Here is a 25,431-nt window from a genome sequence, read left to right as displayed (position 1 = left end):
GGAGGGATAGCGCGCCGTCCGCCAGGACGGCCCTGTTCTCGCTGCCTCCTTTTTTTGATAGTTGCTATCTATGCATGTTTATTTATACAGTATGATTATGACGAAACGCGCCTACAAATACCGCGTCTATCCGACGCCCGAACAGGAGCAACTCCTGGCTCGGACGTTCGGCTGCGTGCGCTTCGTCTACAATGCGGTGCTGCGCTATCGCACCGATGCGTTCCACGACCGCAAGGAAAAGGTCGGCTATATGGCGGCCAATGCTGAGCTGTCGCGGATGAAGAAGGCCGATGACACCGCGTTTCTCAACGAGGTCAGCTCGGTCCCCCTTCAGCAGTGCCTTCGCCACCAGCAGACGGCCTTCAAGAACTTCTTCGAATGTCGCGCCCGCTATCCCCGCTTCAAGAGCAAGCGGCATCGCCAGTCGGCGGAGTTCACTCGCTCGGCCTTCAAATACCGCGACGGCCAGTTGTTCCTGGCCAAGTGCAAAGAACCGCTGGCGATCCGCTGGAGCCGCGAGCTGCCAAGCGAACCGACTACCGTTACCGTGTCCAAGGACGCCGCAGGGCGCTATTTCGTCAGCTGCCTTTGCGAGTTCGAGCCCGAGACGCTGCCTGTCACGCCGAAGATGGTGGGCATTGATCTCGGTCTGAAAGACCTGTTCGTCACCAGCGATGGGCGTCGAATCGGCAACCCCCGCCATACGGCGACGTACGCGGCCCGTCTGGCCAAGGCGCAGCGTCGGCTGAGTAAGAAGACACTCGGCTCGAAGAACCGTGCCAAAGCCAGACAGAAGGTCGCCCGCCTTCACGCCAAGATGTCCGATTGCCGGATGGACCGCTTGCACAAGCTGTCCCGCCAGATCGTCAACGAGAACCAAGTGATCTGTGTCGAGTCCCTCAAGGTGAAGAACATGCTGCGCAACCGCTGGTTGGCCAAGTCGATCAGCGATGCCGGCTGGGGCGAGTTCGTCCGCCAGCTGGCATACAAGGCCGACTGGGCGGGCCGGCAACTGTCGGCTATCGACCAGTGGTATCCCTCCAGCAAGCGCTGCTCCGACTGCGGGCATGTGATGCCCGAGATGCCGTTGCAGACTCGGGCCTGGACGTGTCCTGAGTGCGCCACCGAGCACGACCGCGATATCAATGCCGCGATCAACATCAAAGCCGCCGGGCTGGCGGTGTTAGCCCTTGGAGAGAATGTAAGCGGCATGGAGCCAGTCTCCGCGTCCGGTTCTCGATGAATTGGGAATCCTCGTCCTCCAGGACGAGGAGGAGTCAAGCGACCTCCTTGACATTTTGCTCAGTCTACGTGATTTGATCGGACGGCAACATCATGCATGCACATTGCGTGATGTAAGAGCAGGGAGTGGATGCGACTAAGGTGTAAGGCGTTGGTGCATGCAAAGGTTTGAGACGCCACCGGGAGTAGTTTAGTCTCGAATCATCGGAAACGAACATTTATGTAGCGAAAACGAAAAACAACCCGTCTATAGAGGATTACGCCATGCCTGCCTACCTGCTTGCCATCGATCAAGGGACTACCAGCTCGCGGGCGATTCTGTTCGACCGGCAGGCCAACGTCGTTGACGTGGCTCAGCAGGAGTTCCCGCAGCACTTTCCCGAGGATGGCTGGATCGAGCACGACCCCGACGATATCTGGCAGAGCGTCGAGCAGACCTGCCGGCAGGTGCTCGAGCAGGCCGGCGTGAGCGCCGATGAGGTGGCAGGGATCGGCATTACCAACCAGCGCGAGACCACCCTGCTGTGGGATCGCAGTAGCGGCGAGGTGCTGCATCGAGCGATCGTCTGGCAGGATCGTCGCACGGCAGACGTTTGCCAGCGGCTGCGTGATGCCGGCCACACCTCGCTGGTGCAAGAGCGTACCGGGCTGCTGATCGATCCCTACTTTTCCGCCACCAAGCTGGCCTGGCTGCTGGAGCACGTCGAGGGCGCACGGGAGCGCGCCGAGCGCGGCGAGCTGGCCTTCGGCACCGTCGATACGTTTCTGATCTGGCGCCTCACCGGGGGCAAGGTGCACGCCACCGATGCCACCAACGCCTCGCGTACCGCGCTGTTCAATATCCATCAGCAGCGCTGGGACGACGAACTGCTTAAGCTGTTCGACATCCCGGCGTCGCTGCTGCCCGAGGTGCGTGATTCCAGCGACGACTTCGGCCATACCGAGGCTGCGTTTTTGGGCACGGCATTGCCGATCGCCGGGGTCGCCGGCGACCAGCAGGCGGCGCTGTTCGGCCAGGCCTGCTTCGAGCCGGGGATGGGTAAGAGTACCTACGGCACTGGCTGCTTCATGATTCTCAATACCGGCGACAGCGCCGAGACCTCGCGCAATCGGTTGCTGACCACCGTGGCCTATCGGCTGAACGGCAAGCCGACCTATGCCATGGAGGGCAGTATCTTCGTGGCCGGGGCCACGGTGCAGTGGCTGCGCGACGGGCTCAAGCTGTTCCAGGACGCGGCCGAAACCGAAGCCTTGGCCAACAAGACCCGACAGGGCCACCACGTCTACCTGGTGCCGGCCTTCACCGGCCTCGGTGCACCGCACTGGGATCCCCAGGCGCGCGGGGCGATCTTCGGCCTGACCCGCGATACCGGGATCGCCGAAATCGTTGCCGCGGGCCTCCAGGCGGTCTGCTATCAGACCCGCGACCTGCAGGTGTGCATGAACGATGACATGGCGGCCAATACCGGTACGCTGCGGGTCGATGGCGGCATGGTGCGCAACAACTGGCTGATGCAGTTCCTGGCCGACATGCTCGGGGTGCCGGTGGACCGCCCCACGGTACTCGAGACCACGGCGCTGGGCGCCGCCTACCTGGCTGCGCTGCAGATCGGCTGGTATCGTGACCTGGACGAGATCGCCGGGCTGTGGCGCTGCGAGAAGACCTTCGAGCCGAGCATGCCCGGCGCCGAGCGTGAGCGGCTCTACCAGGGCTGGCAGGACGCCGTGGCGCGGGTGAAATCCTGAGTAGAATGACGCCAAGCGGCTGATCACCAAGAATTTTTACGCCGCTATTGCATTCCCGGGGCGGATGCGTAAAATACGCATCCGTTGCCAGGCAAGCCGATTGCGCGACAGCAGTAGGACCATAGCTCAGTTGGTTAGAGCGCCACGTTGACATCGTGGAGGTCAGCGGTTCAAATCCGCTTGGTCCTACCATCATCTCGGCAGCCACCGGCCACCCCAGCAGGACCATAGCTCAGTTGGTTAGAGCGCCACGTTGACATCGTGGAGGTCAGCGGTTCAAATCCGCTTGGTCCTACCAGTATTTAGAGACGGCCCCGTAGCGTATTCGCTGCGGGGCCGTCTTGCGTCTGACCGCTGACGCTAGTCAGCGCTGTCGAGGTCGCTGCGCGCGACGAAGACCGCGACCAGTTGCTCGATACCGGCCTGGTCGTGGCTACTGAAGCGCCCGGCGAGCGGGCTGTCGAGGTCGAGTACGCCCCACAGCCGCGTGCCGACGACAATCGGTACCACCAGCTCAGAGCGTGAGGCCGCATCGCAGGCGATATGGTCGGCCACGGCGTGGACGTCGTCGACGCGCTGGGTCTGATGGCTGCGCGCGGCGGCACCGCATACGCCCTTGTCGAAGGGGATCGGGTGGCAGGCCGGCTTGCCCTGGAAGGGGCCCAGCGAGAGCACACGCGGTTGGCGCTGAAGATAAAAGCCGGCCCAGTTGAGGTCGGGCACCGCGTGCATGATGAAAGCGCAGGTCTGGGCGCTGTTGGTCAGCCAGTCGCGGCTATCGAGCAGTGCCTCGAGCTGGCGGGACAGGGATGCGTAGTCGCTGCTCATGGTGTCTCCTGAACGGCAGCGGCCGGCACCAGGCCGGCCGCTGCGGGGGTCGCAGGCGTGGGGTATCACTCCCAGCCGGGAATCGCGCCGCCGTCGAACAGCTCCTCGGCCTTGGCGGCCACCTCGTCACGCTGGTAGGCGCTGACCAGCTGGCGAATTTCCTCGCGTTCTTCATCGCCGGCGCGCACCACGATCAGGTTGACGTAGGGCGAGTCGGGGCCCTCGCGGACCAGGGCGTCGTCGAGGCTGAGACCGGCAGGCTGGGCGAAGGTGTTGTTGATGAACGCCAAGTCGACGTCAGGCAGCACCCGCGGCAGCTGTGCCGCTTCGATCTCGCGGAACTGGAAGTCGCGCGGGTTCTCGATCACGTTGACCGGCGTGGCTTCGAGGTTCTCGGGGTCGTCGAGCTCGATCAGGCCTTCGTTGTGCATCAGGATCAGCGCGCGGCCCTCGTTGGAGGGGTCGTTGGGCAGCGCAATGATGGCGCCGTCGGGCAGTTCATCGATGCTGGTGTGGCGCTCGGAGTAGGCGCCGATCGGATAGACGAAGCTGCGGCCGGCGGCGACCAGTTCGTAGCCGCGGTCGTCGACCATGCTCTGCAGGTAGGGCTCGTGCTGATAGGCGTTGGCGTCGAGGCTGCCGTCGGCCAGCGCCGCATTGGGCGAGACGTAGTCGGTGAATTCGACGATCTCCACGTCGAGGTCGTACTCCTCCTTGGCGATACGCACCGCCACTTCCATGACCTCGGTTTCCGGGCCGGCCACGGTGCCGACGCTGATCGAGCGAGTCTCGGTGGCGTCGTTGCCGTTGCCGCAGCCGGCCAGCGCCAGGCTGGCGGCGATCACGGCACCGCCGAACAGACGAGACGGGGTGAACTGGCGGGAGAGGGTGTCATTCATGAGCGCTGTATCTCCTTGATGCCTCGAATCGAGGCGCTGGAAGGCGCCGCTATTCCAGGTGCGGCGCCGGGTGAAAACGGATCACTTGTGGTCGGTGCGGCGTACCAGGTGGTCGCCGAGGCTCTGAAAGCCTTGCACCATGATCACCAGGATGGCCACGGTGATCAGCATGATCATGGGGTCGAAGCGGTTGTAGCCGTAGCGAATGCCGAGGTCGCCGAGGCCGCCGCCGCCCACTGCGCCGGCCATGGCCGAATAGCTGACCAGGGTCACCACGGTGATGGTCAGGCCGGTGATGATGCCGCCCAGTGCTTCGGGCAGCAGCACCTTGGTGATGATCTGCAGCGGCGTGGCGCCCATCGATTGAGCGGCCTCGATAAGGCCCGGCGAGATCTCGTTGAGGGCCCCCTCGACCAGCCGCGCGACGAAGGGGATCGCCGCAATGGTGAGCGGGACCACGGCGGCATTGGTGCCGATCGAGGTGCCGACGATCATCCGCGTGAAGGGAATGATCGCCACCATCAGGATGATGAAGGGCACCGAGCGGCCGATATTGGTGACCACGCCGAGGACTCGGTTGAGGGCCGGCTGGGCGAGGATCTGGCGCGGCCGGGTGACGTACAGCAGCACGCCCAGCGGCACGCCGAGCAGCGCCGAGATCAGGCTGGAGATACCCACCATATAGAGGGTGTCGAGGGTCGCCTTGAGGATCAGGTCAATCATCGCGCTGGACATGGCCGAGCACCTCCACGTGAAGATCATGGGTTTCGAGGTAGTCGATGGCCTCGCGGGTCTTGTCCGGCGGGCCGATCAGCTCGGCGATCATCAGCCCCAGGGTGCGATCCTGGATCGACTCGACCTTGGCCTGCAGGATGCTGACGTCGATCTGGCAGTCGCGAGCCAGGCGTGAGATCAGCGGCGTGGATACGGCGTCGCCGGAAAACGCCAGGCGCACCACCGGGTGCGAACGCTCGCCGGGCGCGGCGTCGAGGCGCTCGATCAGCGCCCGCGGCGGCTCGAGCTCGAGGAATTCATTGATGAACTCGCGGCCCAGCTGGGTGCGTGGAGCGGTGAAGAAGTCGCCGACGTCGGCTTCTTCCACCAGGTATCCGTCGGAGATCAGGCCGACCCGATGGCAGATCCGCTTGACCACTTCCATCTCATGGGTGATCAGCAGGATGGTCAGGCCCAGGCTACGGTTGATCTCCTGCAGCAGTGCCAGGATCGAGCCGGTGGTCTGGGGGTCGAGGGCCGAGGTGGCTTCGTCGCAGAGCAGCACCTTGGGCTTGCTGGCCAGCGCCCGGGCGATGGCCACGCGCTGTTTCTGGCCACCCGAGAGCTGGGCCGGATACTGCGATGCCTTGTCGCTGAGGCCGACCAGCTCGAGCAGCGGCAGCACGCGCTGGTGAATCTCGGCGCGGGGCACGCCCATCAGTTCCAGGGGCAGGGCGACATTGGCGAACACCGTCCGCGAGGCCAGCAGATTGAAGTGCTGGAAGATCATGCCGATCCGGTGACGGGCCTGATTGAGTGCCGCGCCGCTGAGTGACGTGAGCGCCTGGCCATCCACGCTCACCTGGCCGCTGGTGGGGCGCTCGAGCAGATTGACACAGCGAATCAGCGTCGACTTGCCGGCGCCGGAGAGGCCGATGACGCCGTAGATGGCGCCTTCGGGGACATGTAGGTCGAGCGGCTTGAGCGCCTCGACGGCGGCGTCGCCCTGGCCGTAAGTCTTGGAGACATTGGAGAGTGTGATCATGGTCCTGTCGCGTTGCGGTGCCGGCGGGCTTGGGCAGCAGGCGGCCGAAAAAAAGGCCACCCTGGTGGGTGGCCATCAACGCTGGACACACCCTTTTAGCTGCACTTCTCCTTCCCGGGGGAAGGAGGGCGCCCGCAATCCGGGGTCAAATCGGCGCCTGAAATATGTGCCCGAATTCTAGGCGTCGCGCTCGGATTATGTCAACGACTTTAGTTCAAGATAAAGGTCTGTCGGCAATGATCTGGTAAATTTTCCTGCGTCTAGCCGTTTTGCAGGCATTTGGTCTGATGCGCGGCGGGTGCTGGAAGGGCGTCCGGCATGGACGCCTGGTGCGCCGATTCATTACACTCGTCGGCTTCCCAGCGCCTGCCACGACCGTCGGGCGCGGGTCGATCAGGGTCAGGAGAGAGCATGTTCACAGGCATCGTACAGGGCACGGCAGCGCTCACCCGCGTCATCGAAAAAACCGAGTTTCGCACCCACGTGCTGGTGCTGGATGAAACGCTGCGCGAGGGACTGACACTGGGCGCCTCGGTGGCGCACAACGGCGTATGCTTGACGGTGACTGCCATCGATGGTGATCAGGTCAGCTTCGATCTGATGCGCGAGACCCTGCGCCTGACCAATCTTGGTGCATTGCAGGCGGGCGATCGTGTCAATATCGAGCGCGCGGCGCGCTTCGGCGATGAGATCGGCGGTCACGCTATGTCGGGTCACGTCATCACCATGGCCGAACTGGTCGAGCTGGAGCAGGCGCCCAACAATCGTCGGCTATGGTTCGAGCTCGACGCAGAGTTCGGTCGCTTCCTCTTCGATAAGGGCTATATCGGCGTGGACGGCATCAGCCTGACCATCGGCGAGGTGGCGCCCGGTACGCCAGGGCGGGTGCGCTTCTGTGTCAACCTGATTCCCGAAACCCTGAGCCGCACCATCCTAGCCGACCGTCAGCCGGGTGATCGGGTCAATATCGAGATCGACCCCCAGACCCAGGCCATCGTCGAGACCGTCGAGCGGGTGCTGGCGAGTCGCGAGGCGCACTAAAACGCCTGCTTTGACCGCTCCGTCAAGTTTTCGTTGGTGGCGCGAGTGGTCAATGGCGCGGGGCTTGCTTATAGATAGGGGGTGGCGGCGAGAGATGCCGACCATCACAACAATCAACGCAGGTCGCCATGTGCCTCGATACGCGTCTCGCATCAGCGGACGCCTTTGGGTACCATGTGCGGCTTTTCTCGCACCCCGGGCGCCGAGCGTCCACGCGCAGGACTGAGCCGATGAAACGACTGCTGGACAACCACTTCAAGCTGTCTGAACACAATACCTCCATCAAGACAGAGGTCATTGCCGGGATCACCACCTTCCTGACCATGGCCTACATCATCTTCGTCAACCCCAGCATCCTCTCCGAAACCGGCATGGACTACGGCGCGGTGTTCGTCGCCACCTGCCTGGCGGCGGCGGTGGGCTGTCTGATCATGGGGCTGTGGGCCAACTACCCGATCGCCCAGGCGCCGGGCATGGGCCTCAACGCCTTCTTCACCTATGGCGTGGTGCTGGGCATGGGCTATACCTGGGAGGCGGCGCTGGGGGCGGTGTTCTTCTCGGGTTTCATCTTCTTCCTGCTCAGCGTGTTCAAGATTCGCGAATGGATCATCAATGCCATACCGCTGTCGCTGCGACTGGGCATTGCTGCCGGCATCGGCCTATTCCTGGCGATGATCGCGCTCAAGAATGCCGGGATCGTGGTCTCCAACCCGGCCACCTACGTGGCGCTCGGCGATCTCTCCCAACCGGCGGCTATCTATGCGCTGGTGGGGTTCTTCGCGATCACCGCGCTGGCCCATCTCAAGGTCACCGGGGCGGTGATGATCGGTATTCTCGGCGTCACCGTCGTCGCCATCCTGCTCGGCCACAACGAGTACGGCGGGCTGGTCTCGGCGCCGCCGTCGATCGCTCCGACCTTCATGGCCCTCGATTTCGCCGGGGCGCTCGATGTCGCCATGCTCAGCGTGATCTTCGCCTTCCTGTTCGTCGACCTGTTCGATACCTCCGGCACCCTGGTCGGGGTGGCCCATCGCGGCAAGCTGCTCGACAAGGACGGCAAGCTGCCGCGCATCGGTCGCGCGATGATGGCCGACAGCGGCGCCTCCATGGCGGGCGCGGTGATGGGCACCTCGACCACCACCAGCTACATTGAATCCACGGCCGGCATCGCTTCTGGCGGCCGCACCGGTCTTACCGCGGTGGTGGTGGCCGGGCTGTTCCTGATCAGCCTGTTCTTCGCCCCGCTGGCGGGCTCGATCCCGGCCTATGCCACGGCGGGTGCGCTGCTCTATGTGGCGGTGCTGATGGCCGGCAGCCTGGCCCATGCCGATTGGGAGGATGTCACCGAGGCGGCCCCGGTGCTGATCGCTGCACTCGCCATGCCGCTGACCTTCTCGATCGCCGAGGGCATCGCCCTGGGTTTCGTCAGCTATGTGGCGATCAAGGCGCTGTCCGGACGCTTCCGCGACCTCAATCCGGCGGTGATCATCCTGGCGCTGCTGTTCGTCCTCAAGTTCCTTTTCCTCGACTGATCCGATGAGACCCGACCCCCGATGAGCATATACGGCGACTACATCAAATCCGTGATTCGTACCGTCCCCGACTGGCCGCAGTCGGGGGTCAACTTCCGCGATATCACCCCGCTGCTGCAGAACAGTGCGGCCTTCCGCAAGCTGATCGACAGCTTCGTGCACCGTTATCAGGAAATGAATCTGGACGCGATTGCCGCCATCGATGCGCGCGGGTTCATCATCGGCGCACCGCTGGCCTACGAACTGGGCTGTAGCTTCGTGCCGGTGCGCAAGAAGGGCAAGCTGCCGTTTCGCACCATCAGTGAGACGTACACCCTGGAGTACGGCAAGTCGGAGGTCGAGCTGCACTCCGACGCCTTCAAACAGGGCGACCGGATTCTGCTCATGGACGACCTGATCGCCACCGGCGGGACCATGCTGGCCGCGGCCAAGCTGATCACCCGCAGCGGCGGCCGGGTGGTGGAAACCGCCACCATCATCGACCTGCCGGAACTCGGCGGGTCGCAGAAGATTCGCGATGCCGGCTACGGCGTATTTGCGGTCTGTTCCTTCACCGAGGACGAGTGAGCGTTCACGCGGTTCCTCCACTATCGACGTCAGCAGCGGGTTTGCCAACATGAGCGCCAATCGCTATCAGCAGCACTTTACCGTTTCCTGGGACCAGCTTCACCGCGACGTGCGGGCACTGTGCCATCAACTCGTCGAGCGTGACTTCACGGGTATCATCGCCATTACCCGCGGTGGGCTGATTCCCGCCGCGCTGATCGCTCGCGAGCTCAACGTGCGGCTGATCGACACCGTGTGCATCAAGAGCTACGACCACATGGACCAGGGCGGCCTGGATGTCATGAAGGGCGTCGACCATGACGGCGACGGCTGGCTGCTGGTCGACGACCTGGTCGACACCGGCAAGACCGCGCGGGCCGTGCGCGAGATGCTGCCCAAGGCGCACTTCGTCACCATCTACGCCAAGCCGGAAGGGCGCCCGCTGGTCGACCAGTGTCTGACCGAAGTGGCTCAGGACTGCTGGATCCAGTTCCCGTGGGACATGGGCATCGCCTACGTCGAACCGCTGGTCGATCAGGTGCGCGGCCCGACGCCCTGAGTGCCCGCCCCCAGGAGAGTCATGATGCCGGAATCACCCCTTCCCGCGAGCTGGCAGGCGCATCTCGGGGCCGAACTGGAAGCCCCGTACATGCAGGCGCTGCGCGATTTCCTGGCCGCCGAGAAGGCCGCGCGCAAAGTCATCTACCCGCACTCGGCGCATTGGTTCCGCGCCTTTCAGTTGACCCCGCTGGAGCAGGTCAAGGTCGTGGTGCTCGGGCAAGACCCCTACCATGGCCCCGATCAGGCCCACGGACTGTGTTTTTCGGTGCGTCCCGGGGTGCCGACGCCGCCGTCGCTGCAGAACATCTACAAGGAGCTGGCCCAGGACCTCGGTACCACGCCGGTCAACCACGGTTTCCTCGAGCACTGGGCGCGGCAGGGGGTGCTGATGCTCAACAGCGTGCTCACGGTGGAGCAGGGCAATGCGGGCTCGCATCGCGGTCGCGGCTGGGAAACCTTTACCGACCGTGCCATCGCCGCGGTCAACGAGCAGTGCGATCACGTCGCCTTCCTGCTGTGGGGCAGCTATGCGCAGAAGAAGGCCGCCTTCGTCGATCGCAGCCGCCACCTGGTGCTGCATTCGCCGCACCCCTCGCCGCTGTCGGCGCATCGCGGTTTCTTCGGCCAGCGGCACTTCTCCCAGGCCAATGCGTTTTTGGTCGCCCACCACCGCGAGCCCATCGACTGGCAGCTGCCCGCCGAGGTGTCAGGGCCTTAACCTGAACGCGCGATCAAGCTAGAATTGCGCGCAATTTGTCCATCCACCAGACGTCAGCCTGACGAGGGAGCCTTACGCCATGAGCGTTCACGCCATCGACCATCCATTGGTACAGCACAAGCTCGGGCTGATGCGCGAAGCGGGGATCAGCACCAAGAGCTTCCGCGAACTGGCCGGCGAGCTGGCCAAGCTGCTGACCTATGAGGCGACCCAGGACCTCGAGCTGCAGACCCAGGAGATCGACGGCTGGAGCGGCGACAAGATCCCGGTGCAGCTGCTCAAGGGCAAGAAGGTCACCATCGTGCCGATCCTGCGCGCCGGGCTCGGCATGCTGGACGGCGTCACCGACCTGATTCCCAGCGCGCGGATCAGCGTGGTGGGCCTCTACCGCAACGAGGAGACCCTCGAGCCGGTGCCCTATTTCGAGAAGTTCACCAACGACCTCGACGAGCGCCTGGCGATCGTCATCGACCCGATGCTGGCCACCGGCGGGTCGATGGTCGCTACCCTCGACATGCTCAAGGCGCGCGGCTGCCCGCTGATGAAGGTGATCGTGCTGGTTGCCGCGCCGGAGGGCATCCGTCGCGTGCAGGAGGCCTATCCCGAGGTCGAGATCTACACCGCCGCGATCGACGAGCGCCTCGACGCGAACGGCTATATCGTCCCGGGGCTGGGCGATGCTGGGGACAAGATCTTCGGCACCCGATAACACCACTATCCATATTTCGCCCCTTTCAAAGGGGCGTTTTTTTGAACACAACAATCTGATGACGCAGAGGAAACGACCCATGAGCGACTCGACTGCGGCCGCGGCGGAGCCATCGCCCAGCCTGCCCAAGACACTGCTGACCGGTGCGCAGATGCTGTTCGTGGCGTTTGGCGCACTGGTGCTGGTGCCGCTGCTGACCGGCCTCGATCCCAGCGTGGCACTGTTTACCGCCGGCGCCGGCACCCTGGTGTTCCATGCCGTGACGCGCCAGAGCGTGCCGGTGTTCCTGGCCTCGTCGTTTGCCTTTATCGCACCCATCCAGGGGTCGGTAGCTAGCTTCGGCGTTTCCGAAACCCTCGGCGGCCTGTTGGCGGCGGGCCTGGTCTACGTCGCCATGTCGCAGGTGGTGCGCGTCAAGGGCACCGACTGGCTGCACCGCGTGCTGCCGGCGGTGGTGGTGGGGCCGGTGATCATGGTGATCGGCCTGGCGCTGGCCCCGGTGGCAGTGGACATGGCCAGCGGCGAGACCAGCGAGCATATCGGCTACGGCCAGGCCATCACGCTGTCGATGATCAGCCTGCTGGTGACTCTGGTGCTGGCGGTGTTCGGTCGCGGGCTGCTGCGGCTGATTCCGATCATGGGCGGGATCGTCACCGGCTACCTGCTGGCGCTGGCGATGGGCGTGGTCGACTTCTCGCCGGTGCGCGAGGCCAGCTGGCTGGCGCTGCCCAGCTTCACTGCGCCGAGCTTCCACTGGGCGGCGATTCTGTTCATGATCCCAGTGGCCATCGCGCCGGCGGTGGAGCACATCGGCGACATGGTGGCGATCGGCTCGGTGACGCGCAAGAACTACCTGGAGAAACCCGGCCTGCACCGCACCCTGCTCGGCGATGGCCTGGCCACCTCCACCGCGGCGCTGTTCGGCGGCCCGCCCAACACCACCTACTCCGAAGTGACCGGGGCGGTGACCCTGACCCGCGCCTTCAATCCGCGCTACATGGTCGTCGCCGCCTGCTTCGCCATCCTGCTGGCCTTCGTGGCCAAGCTGGGGGCCGTGCTGCAGACCATTCCCGGGCCGGTGATGGGTGGCATCATGGTGCTGCTGTTCGGCTCCATCGCGGTGGTCGGGATGAACACCCTGGTGCGCGCCGGCCACTCGCTGACCGCGCCGCGCAACATGGTGGTGGTGTCGCTGATCCTGGTGTTCGGGATCGGCGGGATGCAGTTCGGCGGCGGTCAGTTCACCCTGCAGGGCGTGAGCCTGGCGGCGGTGGTGGGGATTGCCCTCAACCTGGTTCTGCCGCCGGCCCACGACAACGAATAGCCGCTCAGTGGTGGTGGCGCTCGCCACCACCGTCGGAAAATGACGGAGGATTGTTGGCGCTGACGATCACGCACTCGCCGTCGCTGACGTTGCGAAAGCGGTGGGGAAGGCGCGAATCGAAATAGTAGGCATCGCCGGCGGTCAGCAGGCGTGCCTCGCCGTCGACGGTGAGCTCGATGGTGCCAGTTACCACCACGCCGCCTTCCTCGCCGTCATGCTCGAGCATGTCGGCGCCGGTGTCGGCACCGGGCGGGTAGCGCTCATGGATGATCGACATGCTGCGGTTGGGGCGCCGCGCGCCCACCAGCCGCCACGACAGCTGGCCGTCGCCGATCTCGGTGAGGTCGCTGGCGCGATAGAAGACCTGCTCTTGGCTGGTCTGTTCGCCGGCAAAGAACTCGCTGATCGACACCGGCATGGCATCGAGTATCTTCTTCAGCGAGCTGACAGAGGGGCTGACGCTGTTCTGCTCGATCAGCGAGATGGTGCTGTTGGTCACCCCGGCGCGCTTGGCCAGCTCACGCTGCGAAAGCGCCGCCCGTAGTCGCAGTTGCTTGAGACGTGCTCCGACGTCGAAACCACTCATGCGCTGTCCTTGTTGAAGATCCTTGACGGCATGATAGCGTGTCCTCGGAGCAAAGATAAGCCGATGAATCGACTATGACTTTAGGCCTGTATAACGGCTCTGGCTGTCGCAGTGGCAGCGTCCATGGGGTAGTCTTTAGGTAAAGACTGACAGCGCTTATCGGGTTTGACCGGTTGGTCAGGCTCGGGCAAGCTCAATGCACTGCCGATGACGGCCGTGAGATTATGATGGTATGACGAAGGGCATCGAGATGAACCAGCGGCTGCCGCTCTGCGGCGTGATTCTTGCCGGCGGCCAGGGGCGCCGCATGGGGGGCTGCGACAAGGGGCTCAGCGATTTCCTGGGCCGGCCGCTGGTCAGCCATGTGCATGAGCGATTGGCGCCTTATGTCGAGGAAGTGGTGATCAACGCCAATCGTCACCTGGATGACTACCGGGCGCTAGGCTGTCGCGTGGTGAGCGACCGCGAAGCGGGCTACCAGGGGCCGCTGATGGGGATCTTGAGCGGCCTGCTGGCCGCCCGCCAGGCGTGGGTGGTGGTGGTGCCCTGTGATACGCCGGCGCTGCCCATGGATCTGGTGCCGCGGTTGTGGCAAGGCATCGGCGAGCACGACATCGCCGTCGCCCATGACGGTGAGCGCGCCCACCCGGTGGTGGCACTGATGCGCCGCGCACTGGCTGACGACCTGGCTACGGCACTCGGCGCCGGCGAGCGCAAGATCGACCGCTGGTACGCCCGTCACGCCGAGTACTACGTCGACTTCAGCGACTGCCCCGAGGCCTTCGCCAACCTCAACAATCCCGAACAGCGCCAGGCCCTCGAGCAGCGCCTGGGCAATGGCATGCCAACGGAACCGCGATGACGCTGACCTTCGACGCGCAGCTACCGCTGCTGGGTATCGCCGCCTGGAGCGGTACCGGCAAGACCACCCTGCTCGAGGCGCTGCTGCCTCGGCTACAGGCCTGTGGCCTCAAGCCGGCAGTGGTCAAGCATGCCCACCACGCCTTCGATATCGACCAGCCCGGCAAGGACAGCTATCGGCTGCGCGAGGCGGGCGCCGCGCCGATGCTGATCGCCTCGCGTCACCGCACCGCGCTGATGTACAACACGGCGCATCACGATGAGCCCGACCTCGCGCAGCTGCTTGCGCAACTGGCGCCACTGGCCCCCGACCTGGTGCTGGTCGAAGGCTTCAAGGCCTGGCCGCTGCCCAAGCTGGAGCTGCATCGGGCGGCACTGGGCAAGCCGCTGCTGGCGTTCGACGATCCCTGGGTGCAAGCGGTGGCCAGTCCCGATGCGCTGGCGCTGCCGGCGGGGGTCGAAGCGCTCGACCTCGACGATCACCAGCGGCTATGCGACTGGGTGGTTGCCTGGCAGCAGCGCTGGCCGCAGCAGGCGCGGCCGCGGGAGGTGCCGGCATGACGCTGTCATGTTTCGAGCTCGGCGAGCGCATGCTCAGCGTCGAGGAGGCGCGTGCGGCGTTGGACGAGCTATTCCAGGCGCCGCTGGGCGCCGAGCGGGTGCCCCTCGCGGCGCTCCTGGGGCGGGTGCTGGCCGAGTCGCCGGTGTCGCCCATCGAGGTGCCGCAGAATACCAATGCGGCGATGGATGGCATCGCGCTGGCCTGGCCCGAGGAGCCTACGCCACGCTGGCCGGTGGTCGGCGAGGTGCTCGCCGGCCAGCGTTGGCCGCGACCGCTGGCGGCGGGCACGGCGCTACGCATCACCACCGGTGCGCCGCTGCCCGATGGCGCAGACACCGTGATCATGAGCGAGCAGCTCGCGGCCGTCGATGACCATACGCTCGAGGTCAGTCACGTCGAGCGCGTACGGCGCGGTCAGAACGTGCGCCAGGCCGGTGAGGACATCCGACGTGGTCAGCGAGTGCTCGACGCCGGTACGCGGCTGTTGCCGCAGCACCTCGGCCTGCTGGCGTCGTTGGGGCTAGCGGATGCCAGGGTGCATCGCCGGCCGCGGGTGGCGATCTTCTCCACCGGTGACGAAGTGACCGCGCCGGGGCAGCCGCTGCCAGAAGCGGGCATCTACGATGCCAACCGCTATACGCTGCACGGCATGTTGACGCGGCTTGGCGCCGAGGTCAGCGACCTGGGCATCCTCGCCGACCGCCGCGACGAGGTGGTCAGCGCGCTGGGCGCCGCCGCCCGCGACCACGATATGCTGATCACCAGCGGCGGCGTGTCGGTGGGCCAGGCCGACTGGATCAAGGCGGCGCTCCATCAGCTCGGCGAGCTCGGCTTCTGGCGAATCGCCCTTCGTCCCGGCCGGCCGCTGGCCTGTGGACGGCTGGGGCCGCGCCAAATTCCCTTCTTTGGCCTGCCCGGCAATCCGGTGGCGGTCATGGTGACCTTCCTCGAGTTCGTGCAGCCGGTGCTCAGGCGCCTGCAGGGCGAGCCTGACTGGCAGCCGCCGCGACTCACGGCGCGCGCCGAGGCGCCGCTCAGCAGCCGTCTGGAACGCGTCGACTTCCTGCGCGGGGTCTACCGCTGCGACGCCGACGGCCAGCTGTGGGTGCGCAGCACCGGCGCCCAGGGCTCCGGGATCCTGTCCTCGATGAGTGCCGCCAACTGCCTGATCGAGATCGACGCAATGCGGGCCGCGGTGGCCAGCGGCGAAACGGTCACCGTGCAACCCTTCGACAGTTTGCTATGAGGCACGAAACGCTATGAGCCTGACCCATCTCAACGCCCGCGGCGAAGCCCATATGGTGGATGTCGCCGACAAGCAGGAGAGTCGCCGCGAGGCGCTGGCCGGTGGCAGCATCAGCATGCGTCCGGCGACCTTGGCGCTGCTGGCCGACGGCGGTTTGCCCAAGGGCGACGTGCTCGCTACCGCGCGCATCGCCGGCATACAGGCGGCCAAGCGCACCCATGAGCTGATTCCGCTGTGCCACCAGTTGGCATTGTCCAAGGTCAGCGTCGACTTTCGCCTCGATGAACAGCGCAGCTGCGTCGAGGTCACCGCGACCTGCCGGCTCAATGGCCGTACCGGGGTCGAAATGGAAGCCCTCACGGCGGTCTCGGTGGCCTGCCTGACGCTGTATGACATGTGCAAGGCAGTCGACAAGGATATGCTGATCGGCGATATTCGCCTGCTCTCCAAGACCGGTGGAAAATCCGGCGACTATCGACGCGACGATACGTTGGCGGGGGCGACTGCCCACATCGTCACCGACGATTGCCAGAGCGGTGAAGTGAGTCTCGGTCCGCATGCCGATTCACGCAGCGTGCGAGTCAAGTGTCTGGCCGAGCTGCGTGAGCGGCTCGGTGTCAGTGAGTTGGAAATCCCGCTTGAGTCGCTGTCACGGCCGGACGTTGCTGCGCTCAAGCTGGCCCTCAAGGCGCGTGACGCCAACTTTGCGCTGCTCGAGGAGGGGCGCATCCTGTGCGCGGTCAATCAAGTCATGGGCGGCGACGATACCCCGCTGACCGAAGGTGACGAGGTGGCCTTCTTTCCCCCCGTCACGGGAGGCTGATGATGATACGAGTTCAGCAGGCACCCTTCGATGCTGGTGTCGAACAGCGAGCGCTATGCGAAGGCCGCAGTGATATTGGCGCAGTGGTGTGTTTCACTGGCTTGGTGCGTGATTTCAACGAGAAACCCGACGTAGAAGCGCTGAGCCTCGAGCACTATCCGGGCATGACCGAAGCGGCGTTGGGGCAGATCGTGGCCGAGGCCGAGCAGCGCTGGCCCCTGCAGGGTGTGCGCCTGATTCATCGCGTGGGCAGGCTGGCACCGGGCGACCCCATCGTACTGGTGGCGGTGGCCAGTGCCCACCGGCGTGCAGCCTTCGAGGCCTGCGACTTCATCATGGACTATCTAAAGACTCGCGCGCCGTTCTGGAAGAAAGAGCATACCCGGCACGGCGCTTATTGGGTGGCCGAGCGCGCCACCGACACCCATGCTGCACGCCGTTGGGAGAGTGTATGACCGCGCTGATCGATGATTTCAATCGCCGGGTGAGCTACGTGCGGATTTCAGTGACCGATCGCTGTGACTTCCGCTGCGTCTACTGCATGAGCGAGGAGATGACCTTTCTGCCCCGCGCCCAGGTACTGACCCTGGAAGAGCTGGCGATGGTGGCGCGGGCCTTCGTCGAGCTCGGCGTGGAGAAGGTCCGCTTGACTGGCGGTGAGCCGCTGGTGCGTCGCGGCATCGAGCAACTGGTCAATGAGATCGGTACGCTGGGCTTCGATGATTTCGCCATGACCACCAACGGCGCCGGGCTGGTCAAGCATGCCCGGGCGTTGCGCGAGGGAGGGCTCAAGCGGCTCAACGTAAGTCTCGATTCGCTGGATGCCGACAAGTTTCGCCAGCTCACCCGCACCGGCGACCTGCACAAGGTGATCGACGGCATTCGTGCTGCCCGTGACGCCGGCTTCGAGCGCATCAAGCTCAATGCGGTGGTACTCAAGGGGCGTAACGATGATGAGGTCCTCGACCTGGTCGAGTTTGCACGCAATGAAAAGCTCGACATCAGCTTCATCGAAGAGATGCCGCTGGGTGATGTCTCGGATCACTCGCGGGACGAGACCTTCTGCTCCAGTGACGAGGTCCAGGGATTGATCGAGGCGCGCTACCCGCTGGTGCCCACCACCGAAACTACCCCGGGGCCATCGCGCTATTTCCGTATGGCCGACAGCGACTCGCGGATTGGTTTCATCTCCCCCCATAGCCATAACTTTTGCTCGACCTGCAACCGCGTCAGGGTCACGGTGGAAGGGCGCTTGCTACTGTGCCTGGGCAATGAGCATTCGGTGGATCTGCGCGCCGTGCTACGTCGTCACCCGGGCGATATGGAGGCTCTCAAGACTGCCATTGTCGAAGCCATGCCGCTCAAGCCCGAGCGACATCATTTCACCACCGACGGTGATGTTCAGGTAGTTCGCTTCATGAATATGACCGGTGGCTAAGCGCCAATAGTCTCGCCTCACCGCTACTTGTCATAAGCCAAGACCCGCCATATCGATCGATACTGGCGGTTTTTTTATCTGGTCTTTTCTTGCCATGTCGTAATATCTGCTTATACTTTTTAACCAGGTGTCGCGTGTTCGTGTTACCTGACTTTCAATATGGAGGAGGCCGATGTCTTCCGAATCTCTAGAGCGTATCGCTCGCAATAAGAACGTTGCTCGTGCCGCCGCGCGTCAGTTGAGCATGGAGCAGCTGCACAAGCTTGCCGAGGTGATCGGCGAAGTTATCGAACAGAAGCAGGACGAGGACAAGCAGCGCCAGCAAGAGGAAGCCATGAAAGAGCGCAAGCTGGCCGAGATTCGTGAGGCCATCAATGACGCTGGGCTTTCTCTGGATGACCTGGTGGGCGAGCAGCCCAAGCGTCGCCGGGGCCGTCCGCCGAAGAGCGCCAAGCAAAGCTGATCGAATGCTGTTGCATAGCATGACAAGGGCGAGCCTACGGGGTCGCCCTTGTCGTGTTTGGGGTAGCGCCAGGTGCTGTCAGGTGTCGACCCGTTCCCCGGCCAGAAGCTGCAGGTGTACGGTGGGTAAGTGGCGCATGCGCTCTGCGAGATAGTCGATCATTCGCGGCTGTAGGCGGTAGCGCAGCTCGGCGAGGTCGTCGGCATCCAGTCCCTCCAATTGATGGTCCAGCCAGTCGCCAAGATCCTCTTCATCGAGATGGGATGCGGCGCTGGCATCGACCACCAAGCGACCAATGCGCGTCCATCCATCGCCGTCGGGTGTCACGGTCATCGCCAGGAACAGGCTGCCGCGGCGCGAGGTGTCATTGCCGTTGAGTCCGGGCGCCGGGGTAACGGCATTGCGACTGACGATACACGGCGGTTGTGGATGACGGCTTTGCAGTTGAAGCCCGTGGTCGCCAAAGTGCATCAGGTCGCCGTTGACCGGGATCAAGGGGGCGGCAATGCCGAGTTGCTCGGCGAGTGCCGCATGCGCCTGTTGATGGCGCTGCTCGCCGTGCACCGGCAGCAGATAGCGGGGCCTGACCCAGTCATAGAAGGTGGTCAATTCATCCTGGGCCGGATGCCCTGAGGCGTGCAGCTCTGGGTGTTGATGCTCATCGTAGAGGGTCACGCCGAGTCGTCGCAGGCCGTATTGCAAGCGCTCGATAAGGCGCTCGTTGCCGGGTATCGCCTTGGCGGAGAAGATCACGCTGTCGCCGGCCACCAGCTCGAAGTGGGGGTGGCGATTCTGTGCCAGCCGCGACAGCGCGGCGCGCGGTTCGCCCTGGCTGCCGGTGGCGATCACCAGCACCTCTTCGGGGGGCAGATAGCCGAGATCGCGCACCGGCACCAGTGGCGGCAGGTCGTCCAGATAGCCGAGTCCGCGCGCTACCGCCACCATGCGCTCCATGGAGCGTCCCATCAGACACACGCGACGGCCGGTGCGGGTGGCTGCCCGACCCACCGCCAGCACCCGCGCCAGGTTACTGGCGAAGCAGCTGACGATCACGCGTCCCGGGCAGGCGGCCAGGGTGCGCTCGAGCGCCCGCGCCACGTCGCCCTCGCTGCGCGAATGACCGGGCAGGGTGGCATTGGTGGAGTCGCCCACCACCAGGTCGATCGGGGCCAGCGACTGAAACAGCGCGGGATCCATGGGAGAGCCGATCAGCGGCTCGGGGTCGAGCTTCCAGTCGCCGCTGTGCAGGACCCTGTGATGCGGGGTCATGATCAGCAGCGCGCAGCTTTCTGGAATCGAGTGGGTCAGCGGCAGATAGCGCAGGCTGAAGGGGCCGGTGTCCAGCGCCTCACCGGGCTCGATTACCCGGATGGCATCGCTGGACAGGCCGCGTTCGTGAAACTTGGCGCGCAGCAGTCCGGCCGCCAGCGGCGTGGCGTAGATCGGGCAACCCCAGCGTGGCCACAGCCACGCCGCCGCGCCGATGTGATCCTCGTGACCGTGGGTGATCACCAGCGCCTGAGGGGCAATCTCCAGGCTGGCCAGGGTCGCCAGATTGGGCACCTGCAGAGGCGTGTCCGGAAGGTCCTGGCGAATCATCATCCCGCAGTCCACCGCCAGCCAGTGCCCTTGATAGCCGTAGAGCATGAGGTTCATGCCGATCTCGCCACAGCCGCCGAGGGGCAGCAGCTTGAAGGGCGGGTGCTGGCGGCGGCGAACGGTAACGCGGGGTTGCGACATGAGTGCCTGGGGCCTGATGGAAGCGGACTTTCATCATACGGGAAGGCTCGCCGGCCCCACAACGCGCGTATTCCGATGCCGTTGAATTCGTTACACTATCGTCGAGCCCGACGGGCTCCATGGTCCCTGTTTCCTACTGATGGTTAGCCGATGTCCGATTACTATCGCCTGGTGGTGTCATGTCCCGATCGGGTCGGGATCGTTGCGCGAGTCTCAGGTTTCATTGCCCGCCAGGGCGGTTCGATCACCGAGGCCAGCCAGCACTCCGACCTGGCCACCGGGCGTTTTTTCATGCGTTACGAGATCCTCGCCGACTCGGTGGGACTGAGTGCCGATCAATTGCGTGAGGCCTTCACTCCCATCGCCGACGAATTCGCCATGGACTGGGCACTCACCCACACCGCAAGACGGCCCCGGGTGGTGCTGATGGTCTCCCGCGAGAGTCACTGCCTGGTCGACCTGCTGTATCGCTGGACCGCCGGCGAGCTCGACTGCGAGATCCCCTGTGTGATCTCCAATCACGACGACCTGCGTGCGCTGGTCGAATGGCACGGCATTCCCTACCACCGGGTGCCGGTCACCGCGGACACCAAGCCGCAGGCATTCGCAGAAGTGGAGCGCCTGGTGGAGGAGGCCGATGCCGACAGCGTGGTGCTGGCGCGCTATATGCAAATCCTGCCGCCGGCGCTGTGCCAGCGCTATGCCGGGCGGGTGATCAATATCCATCACAGCTTCCTGCCGTCCTTTGTCGGTGCCAAGCCTTACCACCAGGCCTATGAGCGCGGCGTGAAGCTGATCGGCGCCACCTGCCACTACGTCACCGAGGAGCTGGACGCCGGCCCGATCATCGAGCAGGACATCCATCGTGTCAGCCACTGCCATACCGCCGATGACCTGGTGCGCTTCGGTCGCGACGTGGAAAAGGCGGTGCTGGCCCGCGGGCTGCGCTGGCACCTCGAGGACCGGGTGCTGATCCACGGCAACAAGACGGTGGTCTTCGCCTGATCGAACACGGAGTGCGCCATGACCTTCGCCGAGGTGATGCTGATGCCCTGGATGCTGCTCCTGGGCTGGCTGGTCAGTGCCGCGGTACTGGGCCTTGCGCTGGCCCAGCGGCCGTGGCGGGCGCTGCTTGCCGACGTCGGCCTGCAGCATCGCTGGCTGGCGTCGCTGGTGGCGGTACTGCTGCTATGGCAGCTGCGTGCGCAGGCGGTGGACTGGCTGACCCTGCACCTGGTGTTCACCGCGCTGCTGACGCTGATCTTCAAGGCGCCGCTGGCGCTGCTGATCTGCCTGGCAGTCAATCTCGGCATGGTGCTGCTGGGGCGCGTGGCCTGGCCGCTGCTGGGGGTCAACGTGCTGGTCAGCGGGGTGGTGCCGGCGCTGGTGATGGTGATCGCCTGGCGGCTGGTGGATCGCTGGCTGGCCGACAACCTGCCGGTGTTCGTGTTCGTCTGCGGTTTCTTCGGCACGGCGCTTGCTACCCTGGCCAGCGGGCTGGCCACGTTAGCCATCGTCGGCCTCGGTACCAGCGACCCCGAGGCGTGGTTCCTGGCCTCGGAGTACGCCCGCTTCCTGCCGCTGCTGATGCCCTCCGAGGCCTTTATCAGCGGCATGCTGCTCAGCGTGCTGGTGGTCTACCACCCCGAGTGGGTGGCGACGTTCAACTCCCGGCGCTATATCGACACCAAGTAGCGGCCAGCCACGCTCACGCCTCGTCGAACAGCGTCAGCTGACGCTGGGCGTCCTCGGGGACCAGACGCACCCCGACGCCGAGCAGCCTCACCGGTCGCGCGCCGCGCTGCCAGGCCTGCTCGAGCAGGTGCTGGAAGCCCAGCGGGTCGCCGGCGCTGCCCGTGCCCTCCATGGTGGTCAGGCTGAAGTCGTCGAAGCGCACCTTGACGAAGCGCTTGTCGCTGGGTGGATGATCGTGGCGCGCTAGGCGCTGCTGCAGCTTGTCGAACAGCGGCATCAGCGCTTTCCGGCAGGCGGCAAGGTCGGGCAGGTCGCGGTCGAAGGTGGTTTCAACGCTGACTGACTTGCGCTCGCGACTGATCTTTACCTCGCGCTCATCGATGCCGCGGGCCAGCTGGTAGAGGTGGCGGCCGAACTTGCCGAAGCGCTCGAGGAGGGTGGCCAACGAACGCTGGCGCAGGTCGTCGCAGGTGTGAATGCCGAGTCCCTCGAGCTTGGCCGCGGTGGCCGGCCCTACGCCGTGGAGCTTGCTTACCGGCAGCGGACGCAGGAAATCCTCCACGGCGTCGGGGGTGATCACCGTGAGGCCGTCGGGCTTGTCCCAGTCGCTGGCGATCTTGGCCAGGAACTTGCTCGGCGCCAAGCCCACCGACAGGGTGATACCGGTGCGGGCCAGGGTCTGCTCCTTGAGCCAGCTGGCCATCCAGGTGGCGCTGCCGCGGAAGCGTTCGACCTCGCTGACGTCGAGGTAGGCCTCGTCCAGCGACAGTGGCTCGATCAGCGGGGTGAGCTCGGCAAACAGCGCCTGGATCTGCTGCGAGACGGCGCGGTAGCGTTCGAAATCGGGAGGCAGGACCACCAGCTCGGGGCACAGCCGCAGCGCCTTGGCGGTGGGCATGGCGCTGCGCACGCCGAAGGCGCGCGCAGGGTAGTTGCAGGTCGCCACCACGCCGCGGCGCTCGGCACTACCGCCCACCGCCAGCGGCACCTCGCGTAGTGCTGGCCGGTCGCGCATCTCCACCGCGGCATAGAAGCAGTCGCAGTCGGCGTGCAGGATCTTGCGCATCACGCGGCTGAGGCTTAGCCCAGCGCCTGGCCGTTGCCGCCGCGAATCACGCCAACGCCGATGCCTTCGATCTCGAGCTCCTGATGGCGCAGGTCGACCTCGATGGGGGCGAAGTCCTCGTTCTCGGCGGTCAGCCACACCTGGTGCCCCTGGCGCTTGAAGCGCTTGACGGTAACCTCGTCCTCGAGCCGGGCGACCACGATCTGGCCGTCGCGAATGCGCTCGGTGCGGTGCACGGCGAGCAGGTCGCCCTCGAGGATGCCGATGTCCTTCATCGACAGGCCGCGTACCCGCAGCAGGTAGTCGGCGCGGGGCGTGAAGTACTCCGGCGGCAGCGGGCAGTGGCGATCGATGTGGGCGGCGGCCAAGATCGGGCTGCCGGCGGCCACCTCGCCGATGATCGGCAGGCCCGGCGCGGCGCTGGCGTCGGTCTCGGGGTCCTGCTCCTGGGCCGGCAGGCGTATCCCCCGCGAGGTGCCGGCGACCATGCGAATCACGCCTTTCTTGCTCAGCGCGCGCAGGTGCTCCTCGGCGGCGTTCGGCGAGCGAAAGCCCAGCGCCCGGGCGATTTCGGCGCGGGTCGGCGGATAGCCCAGCTCGGACATGGTCTTGACGATGAAGTCATAGACGTTCTGCTGGCGTGGTGTCAGAGGGCGGGTCATGTGACCTCCGCAGATGGGTGGCGGTGTTTGGTTAAGTATACAGTATGTCTGAGTATCCAGTAAAAGCGTTGTAGCGTTTAAAACGCCATGTTTGTGACGGCGTGTTATGTTGCGTAGAATCAGGCTACGTTTAAAACAGCTGTTTACCAACTCGGCAGGGGGTAGGTATGGCACAACCCGATACCGTGACGCGCATTCTCGACACCGCAGAGGTGCTGTTCGCCGAGCGGGGCTTCGCAGAGACCTCGTTACGCAACATCACTAGCAAGGCCAAGGTCAATTTGGCCGCGGTCAACTATCACTTCGGCTCCAAGAAGGCGCTGATCCAGGCCGTGTTCGCACGCTATCTGGACCCCTTCACCGAGCGCTTCCACGCGGCCCTGGATGAACTCGAAGTGGAGTACGCCGGGCGCGTCATACCGCTCGAGGTGCTGCTCGAGAGCATGGCCAAGACCGTGCTCGATGTCCCCGCCGAGCGCAACAGCCTGAAGGTCTTCATGCGCCTGCTGGGGCTGGCCTATAGCCAGGCTCAGGGGCACCTGCGGCGCTATATCCAGGATCACTACGGTAGCGTGTTCAGCCGCTTCTCCGACCTGGTGCGCCAGGCCACGCCGGAGCTGCCCGAGGCCGAGCGCTTCTGGCGGCTGCACTTCGTGCTCGGTACGGTCATCTTCACCCTCTCGGGGCTGGATGCGCTGCGCGACATCGCCGAGAAGGACTACGGCGAGCACGTCAGCGTGCGCGATCTGATCCGGCGTCTGCGCCCGGTGGTGGTGGCGGCGATGAACGCGCCGCTGCCCGACGCGGCGCCGGATAGCCTGCCGGCGGCGGTGTGATGGTAACTACCCCGCGCCTCGACCAGCTACCGCCCGAAGCAGGCCACTGGCTGGAGATCGATCTCTCGACCCAGCGGCTGTGGTGCTGGCAGGGTCGCGAGCGAGTCGCCGACTACCCGGTCTCCAGCGGTGCGGCGGGCATTGGCCAGCGTGACGGCAGTGGCCAGACGCCGCTGGGTTGGCACTACGTGCGCGCATCGATCGGTGACGGCCAGCCGCCGGGCGCGGTGTTTCGCGGCCGCCGCCCGACCGGCGAAGTGTTCGACGCGACACTGGCCGCCGAGTATCCGGCGCGCGACTGGATCCTGACCCGCATCATGTGGCTATGTGGCCTCGAGCCCGGCTATAACCGCGGCGGCCAGGTCGACTCCCAGCGCCGCTATATTTATCTGCATGGCACGCCGCCGGATCAGCCGATGGGCACGCCGGCCTCCCACGGCTGCCTGCGGCTGCGCGACGCGGCGCTGCTCGAGGTGTTCGACTTCGCCCCGGCCGGCACACCGGTGTGGCTGCACGACTGATCCGCCATCCCCTGTTGTCGGCCTGGC

28 protein-coding genes and 2 tRNA genes are annotated in these 25,431 nt (G+C 65.1%); 22 read left to right on the top strand and 8 right to left on the bottom strand.

From position 1 onward, the window contains the following. Positions 1–97 precede the first annotated feature (97 nt). From BWR19_10570 to BWR19_10555, 4 genes are all read left to right on the top strand, one after another. Positions 98–1,243 (top strand): transposase, encoded by a 1,146-nt coding sequence (locus tag BWR19_10570; protein APX94991.1) that lies wholly within the window; start codon positions 98–100, stop codon positions 1,241–1,243. Positions 1,244–1,506: 263 nt separating this feature from the next. Continuing rightward, positions 1,507–2,988, top strand: a complete 1,482-nt coding sequence (locus BWR19_10565) for a glycerol kinase (protein ID APX93336.1) — start codon at positions 1,507–1,509, stop codon at positions 2,986–2,988. Between the two features lie 115 nt (positions 2,989–3,103). Beyond that, positions 3,104–3,180 (top strand) — tRNA-Val (locus BWR19_10560). A gap of 29 nt (positions 3,181–3,209) precedes the next feature. Beyond that, a tRNA-Val gene (locus tag BWR19_10555) sits at positions 3,210–3,286 on the top strand. Positions 3,287–3,348: 62 nt separating this feature from the next. Here BWR19_10555 and BWR19_10550 read toward each other — a convergent pair. From BWR19_10550 to metN, 4 genes are all read right to left on the bottom strand, one after another. Continuing rightward, complete coding sequence (locus tag BWR19_10550) at positions 3,349–3,816, bottom strand: histidine kinase (protein APX93335.1); 468 nt, start codon at positions 3,814–3,816, stop codon at positions 3,349–3,351. Positions 3,817–3,881: 65 nt separating this feature from the next. Beyond that, on the bottom strand, positions 3,882–4,715 hold the full coding sequence (locus BWR19_10545) for a hypothetical protein (GenBank protein APX93334.1): 834 nt from the start codon (positions 4,713–4,715) through the stop codon (positions 3,882–3,884). Between the two features lie 81 nt (positions 4,716–4,796). Beyond that, positions 4,797–5,450 carry a methionine ABC transporter permease gene (locus BWR19_10540; protein APX93333.1) on the bottom strand — a complete coding sequence of 218 codons (654 nt, stop codon included), beginning with the start codon at positions 5,448–5,450 and terminating at the stop codon, positions 4,797–4,799. Continuing rightward, positions 5,431–6,474, bottom strand: a complete 1,044-nt coding sequence (metN, locus tag BWR19_10535; protein APX93332.1) for a DL-methionine transporter ATP-binding subunit — start codon at positions 6,472–6,474, stop codon at positions 5,431–5,433. The genes BWR19_10540 and metN overlap by 20 nt, the downstream gene beginning before the upstream one ends. Before the next feature lie 411 nt (positions 6,475–6,885). Here metN and BWR19_10530 point away from each other — a divergent pair, with 411 nt between their 5' ends. From BWR19_10530 to BWR19_10500, 7 genes are all read left to right on the top strand, one after another. Continuing rightward, positions 6,886–7,515, top strand: a complete 630-nt coding sequence (locus BWR19_10530; protein APX93331.1) for a riboflavin synthase — start codon at positions 6,886–6,888, stop codon at positions 7,513–7,515. Positions 7,516–7,745: 230 nt separating this feature from the next. Continuing rightward, entirely contained in the window at positions 7,746–9,047 is a 1,302-nt protein-coding gene (locus BWR19_10525; protein APX93330.1) for a guanine permease, read from the top strand. A 21-nt stretch (positions 9,048–9,068) separates the two neighbouring features. Then, complete coding sequence (locus BWR19_10520) at positions 9,069–9,614, top strand: adenine phosphoribosyltransferase (protein APX93329.1); 546 nt, start codon at positions 9,069–9,071, stop codon at positions 9,612–9,614. A 49-nt stretch (positions 9,615–9,663) separates the two neighbouring features. After that, positions 9,664–10,152 carry a xanthine phosphoribosyltransferase gene (locus BWR19_10515; protein ID APX93328.1) on the top strand — a complete coding sequence of 163 codons (489 nt, stop codon included), beginning with the start codon at positions 9,664–9,666 and terminating at the stop codon, positions 10,150–10,152. A gap of 24 nt (positions 10,153–10,176) precedes the next feature. Next, positions 10,177–10,872, top strand: a complete 696-nt coding sequence (locus BWR19_10510) for a uracil-DNA glycosylase (GenBank protein ID APX93327.1) — start codon at positions 10,177–10,179, stop codon at positions 10,870–10,872. Positions 10,873–10,951: 79 nt separating this feature from the next. After that, the gene (locus BWR19_10505) at positions 10,952–11,581 is read left to right on the top strand and encodes a uracil phosphoribosyltransferase (GenBank protein ID APX93326.1); all 630 of its coding nucleotides are present in this window, start codon (positions 10,952–10,954) and stop codon (positions 11,579–11,581) included. 79 nt (positions 11,582–11,660) lie between these two features. Beyond that, positions 11,661–12,905 (top strand): uracil permease, encoded by a 1,245-nt coding sequence (locus tag BWR19_10500; protein ID APX93325.1) that lies wholly within the window; start codon positions 11,661–11,663, stop codon positions 12,903–12,905. A gap of 4 nt (positions 12,906–12,909) precedes the next feature. On the opposite strand, the gene BWR19_10495 is transcribed toward BWR19_10500, so the two are convergent. Next, on the bottom strand, positions 12,910–13,491 hold the full coding sequence (locus tag BWR19_10495) for an XRE family transcriptional regulator (GenBank protein APX93324.1): 582 nt from the start codon (positions 13,489–13,491) through the stop codon (positions 12,910–12,912). Between the two features lie 250 nt (positions 13,492–13,741). Here BWR19_10495 and BWR19_10490 point away from each other — a divergent pair, with 250 nt between their 5' ends. The 7 genes from BWR19_10490 to BWR19_10460 all read left to right on the top strand — a co-directional run bounded on the left by BWR19_10490 (position 13,742) and on the right by BWR19_10460 (position 18,884). Next, complete coding sequence (locus BWR19_10490; protein ID APX94990.1) at positions 13,742–14,353, top strand: molybdenum cofactor guanylyltransferase MobA; 612 nt, start codon at positions 13,742–13,744, stop codon at positions 14,351–14,353. Continuing rightward, positions 14,350–14,913, top strand: coding sequence for a molybdopterin-guanine dinucleotide biosynthesis protein B (locus BWR19_10485; protein APX93323.1), 564 nt, complete (start codon positions 14,350–14,352; stop codon positions 14,911–14,913). The genes BWR19_10490 and BWR19_10485 overlap by 4 nt, the downstream gene beginning before the upstream one ends. Continuing rightward, the gene (locus BWR19_10480) at positions 14,910–16,160 is read left to right on the top strand and encodes a molybdopterin molybdenumtransferase MoeA (GenBank protein APX93322.1); all 1,251 of its coding nucleotides are present in this window, start codon (positions 14,910–14,912) and stop codon (positions 16,158–16,160) included. Before BWR19_10485 ends, BWR19_10480 begins: the two co-directional genes overlap by 4 nt. Positions 16,161–16,173: 13 nt before the next feature. Next, positions 16,174–16,983 (top strand): molybdenum cofactor biosynthesis protein C, encoded by an 810-nt coding sequence (locus BWR19_10475; GenBank protein APX93321.1) that lies wholly within the window; start codon positions 16,174–16,176, stop codon positions 16,981–16,983. Positions 16,984–16,985: 2 nt separating this feature from the next. Further along, entirely contained in the window at positions 16,986–17,438 is a 453-nt protein-coding gene (locus tag BWR19_10470) for a molybdenum cofactor biosynthesis protein MoaE (protein APX93320.1), read from the top strand. Beyond that, complete coding sequence (locus BWR19_10465) at positions 17,435–18,421, top strand: cyclic pyranopterin phosphate synthase MoaA (GenBank protein ID APX93319.1); 987 nt, start codon at positions 17,435–17,437, stop codon at positions 18,419–18,421. The genes BWR19_10470 and BWR19_10465 overlap by 4 nt, the downstream gene beginning before the upstream one ends. Positions 18,422–18,593: 172 nt before the next feature. Then, the gene (locus tag BWR19_10460; protein ID APX93318.1) at positions 18,594–18,884 is read left to right on the top strand and encodes a hypothetical protein; all 291 of its coding nucleotides are present in this window, start codon (positions 18,594–18,596) and stop codon (positions 18,882–18,884) included. 78 nt (positions 18,885–18,962) lie between these two features. Here the strand turns inward: BWR19_10460 and BWR19_10455 are convergent, their stop codons facing one another. Then, positions 18,963–20,540, bottom strand: coding sequence for an MBL fold metallo-hydrolase (locus tag BWR19_10455; protein ID APX94989.1), 1,578 nt, complete (start codon positions 20,538–20,540; stop codon positions 18,963–18,965). Between the two features lie 234 nt (positions 20,541–20,774). On the opposite strand from BWR19_10455, the gene BWR19_10450 reads away from it, so the two are divergent. Then, positions 20,775–21,629, top strand: a complete 855-nt coding sequence (locus BWR19_10450) for a formyltetrahydrofolate deformylase (protein ID APX93317.1) — start codon at positions 20,775–20,777, stop codon at positions 21,627–21,629. 18 nt (positions 21,630–21,647) lie between these two features. Continuing rightward, positions 21,648–22,319, top strand: a complete 672-nt coding sequence (locus BWR19_10445) for a hypothetical protein (protein ID APX93316.1) — start codon at positions 21,648–21,650, stop codon at positions 22,317–22,319. A gap of 13 nt (positions 22,320–22,332) precedes the next feature. Here BWR19_10445 and BWR19_10440 read toward each other — a convergent pair whose 3' ends face one another. Both BWR19_10440 and BWR19_10435 read right to left on the bottom strand, forming a co-directional pair. Next, positions 22,333–23,385 carry a DNA polymerase IV gene (locus BWR19_10440; protein ID APX93315.1) on the bottom strand — a complete coding sequence of 351 codons (1,053 nt, stop codon included), beginning with the start codon at positions 23,383–23,385 and terminating at the stop codon, positions 22,333–22,335. 14 nt (positions 23,386–23,399) lie between these two features. Beyond that, positions 23,400–24,047 carry a repressor LexA gene (locus tag BWR19_10435; GenBank protein APX93314.1) on the bottom strand — a complete coding sequence of 216 codons (648 nt, stop codon included), beginning with the start codon at positions 24,045–24,047 and terminating at the stop codon, positions 23,400–23,402. Positions 24,048–24,214: 167 nt separating this feature from the next. Here BWR19_10435 and BWR19_10430 point away from each other — a divergent pair, with 167 nt between their 5' ends. Together BWR19_10430 and BWR19_10425 are read left to right on the top strand one after the other, a co-directional pair. Next, on the top strand, positions 24,215–24,883 hold the full coding sequence (locus BWR19_10430) for a TetR family transcriptional regulator (GenBank protein APX93313.1): 669 nt from the start codon (positions 24,215–24,217) through the stop codon (positions 24,881–24,883). After that, positions 24,883–25,404: a L,D-transpeptidase gene (locus BWR19_10425; protein APX93312.1), complete on the top strand. Its 522-nt coding sequence runs from the start codon at positions 24,883–24,885 to the stop codon at positions 25,402–25,404. The genes BWR19_10430 and BWR19_10425 overlap by 1 nt, the downstream gene beginning before the upstream one ends. Positions 25,405–25,431 lie beyond the last annotated feature (27 nt).

The organism is Halomonas sp. 1513 (assembly GCA_001971685.1).
GTDB lineage: Bacteria > Pseudomonadota > Gammaproteobacteria > Pseudomonadales > Halomonadaceae > Franzmannia.
This window is presented reverse-complemented; position numbering and strand designations above follow the sequence as displayed.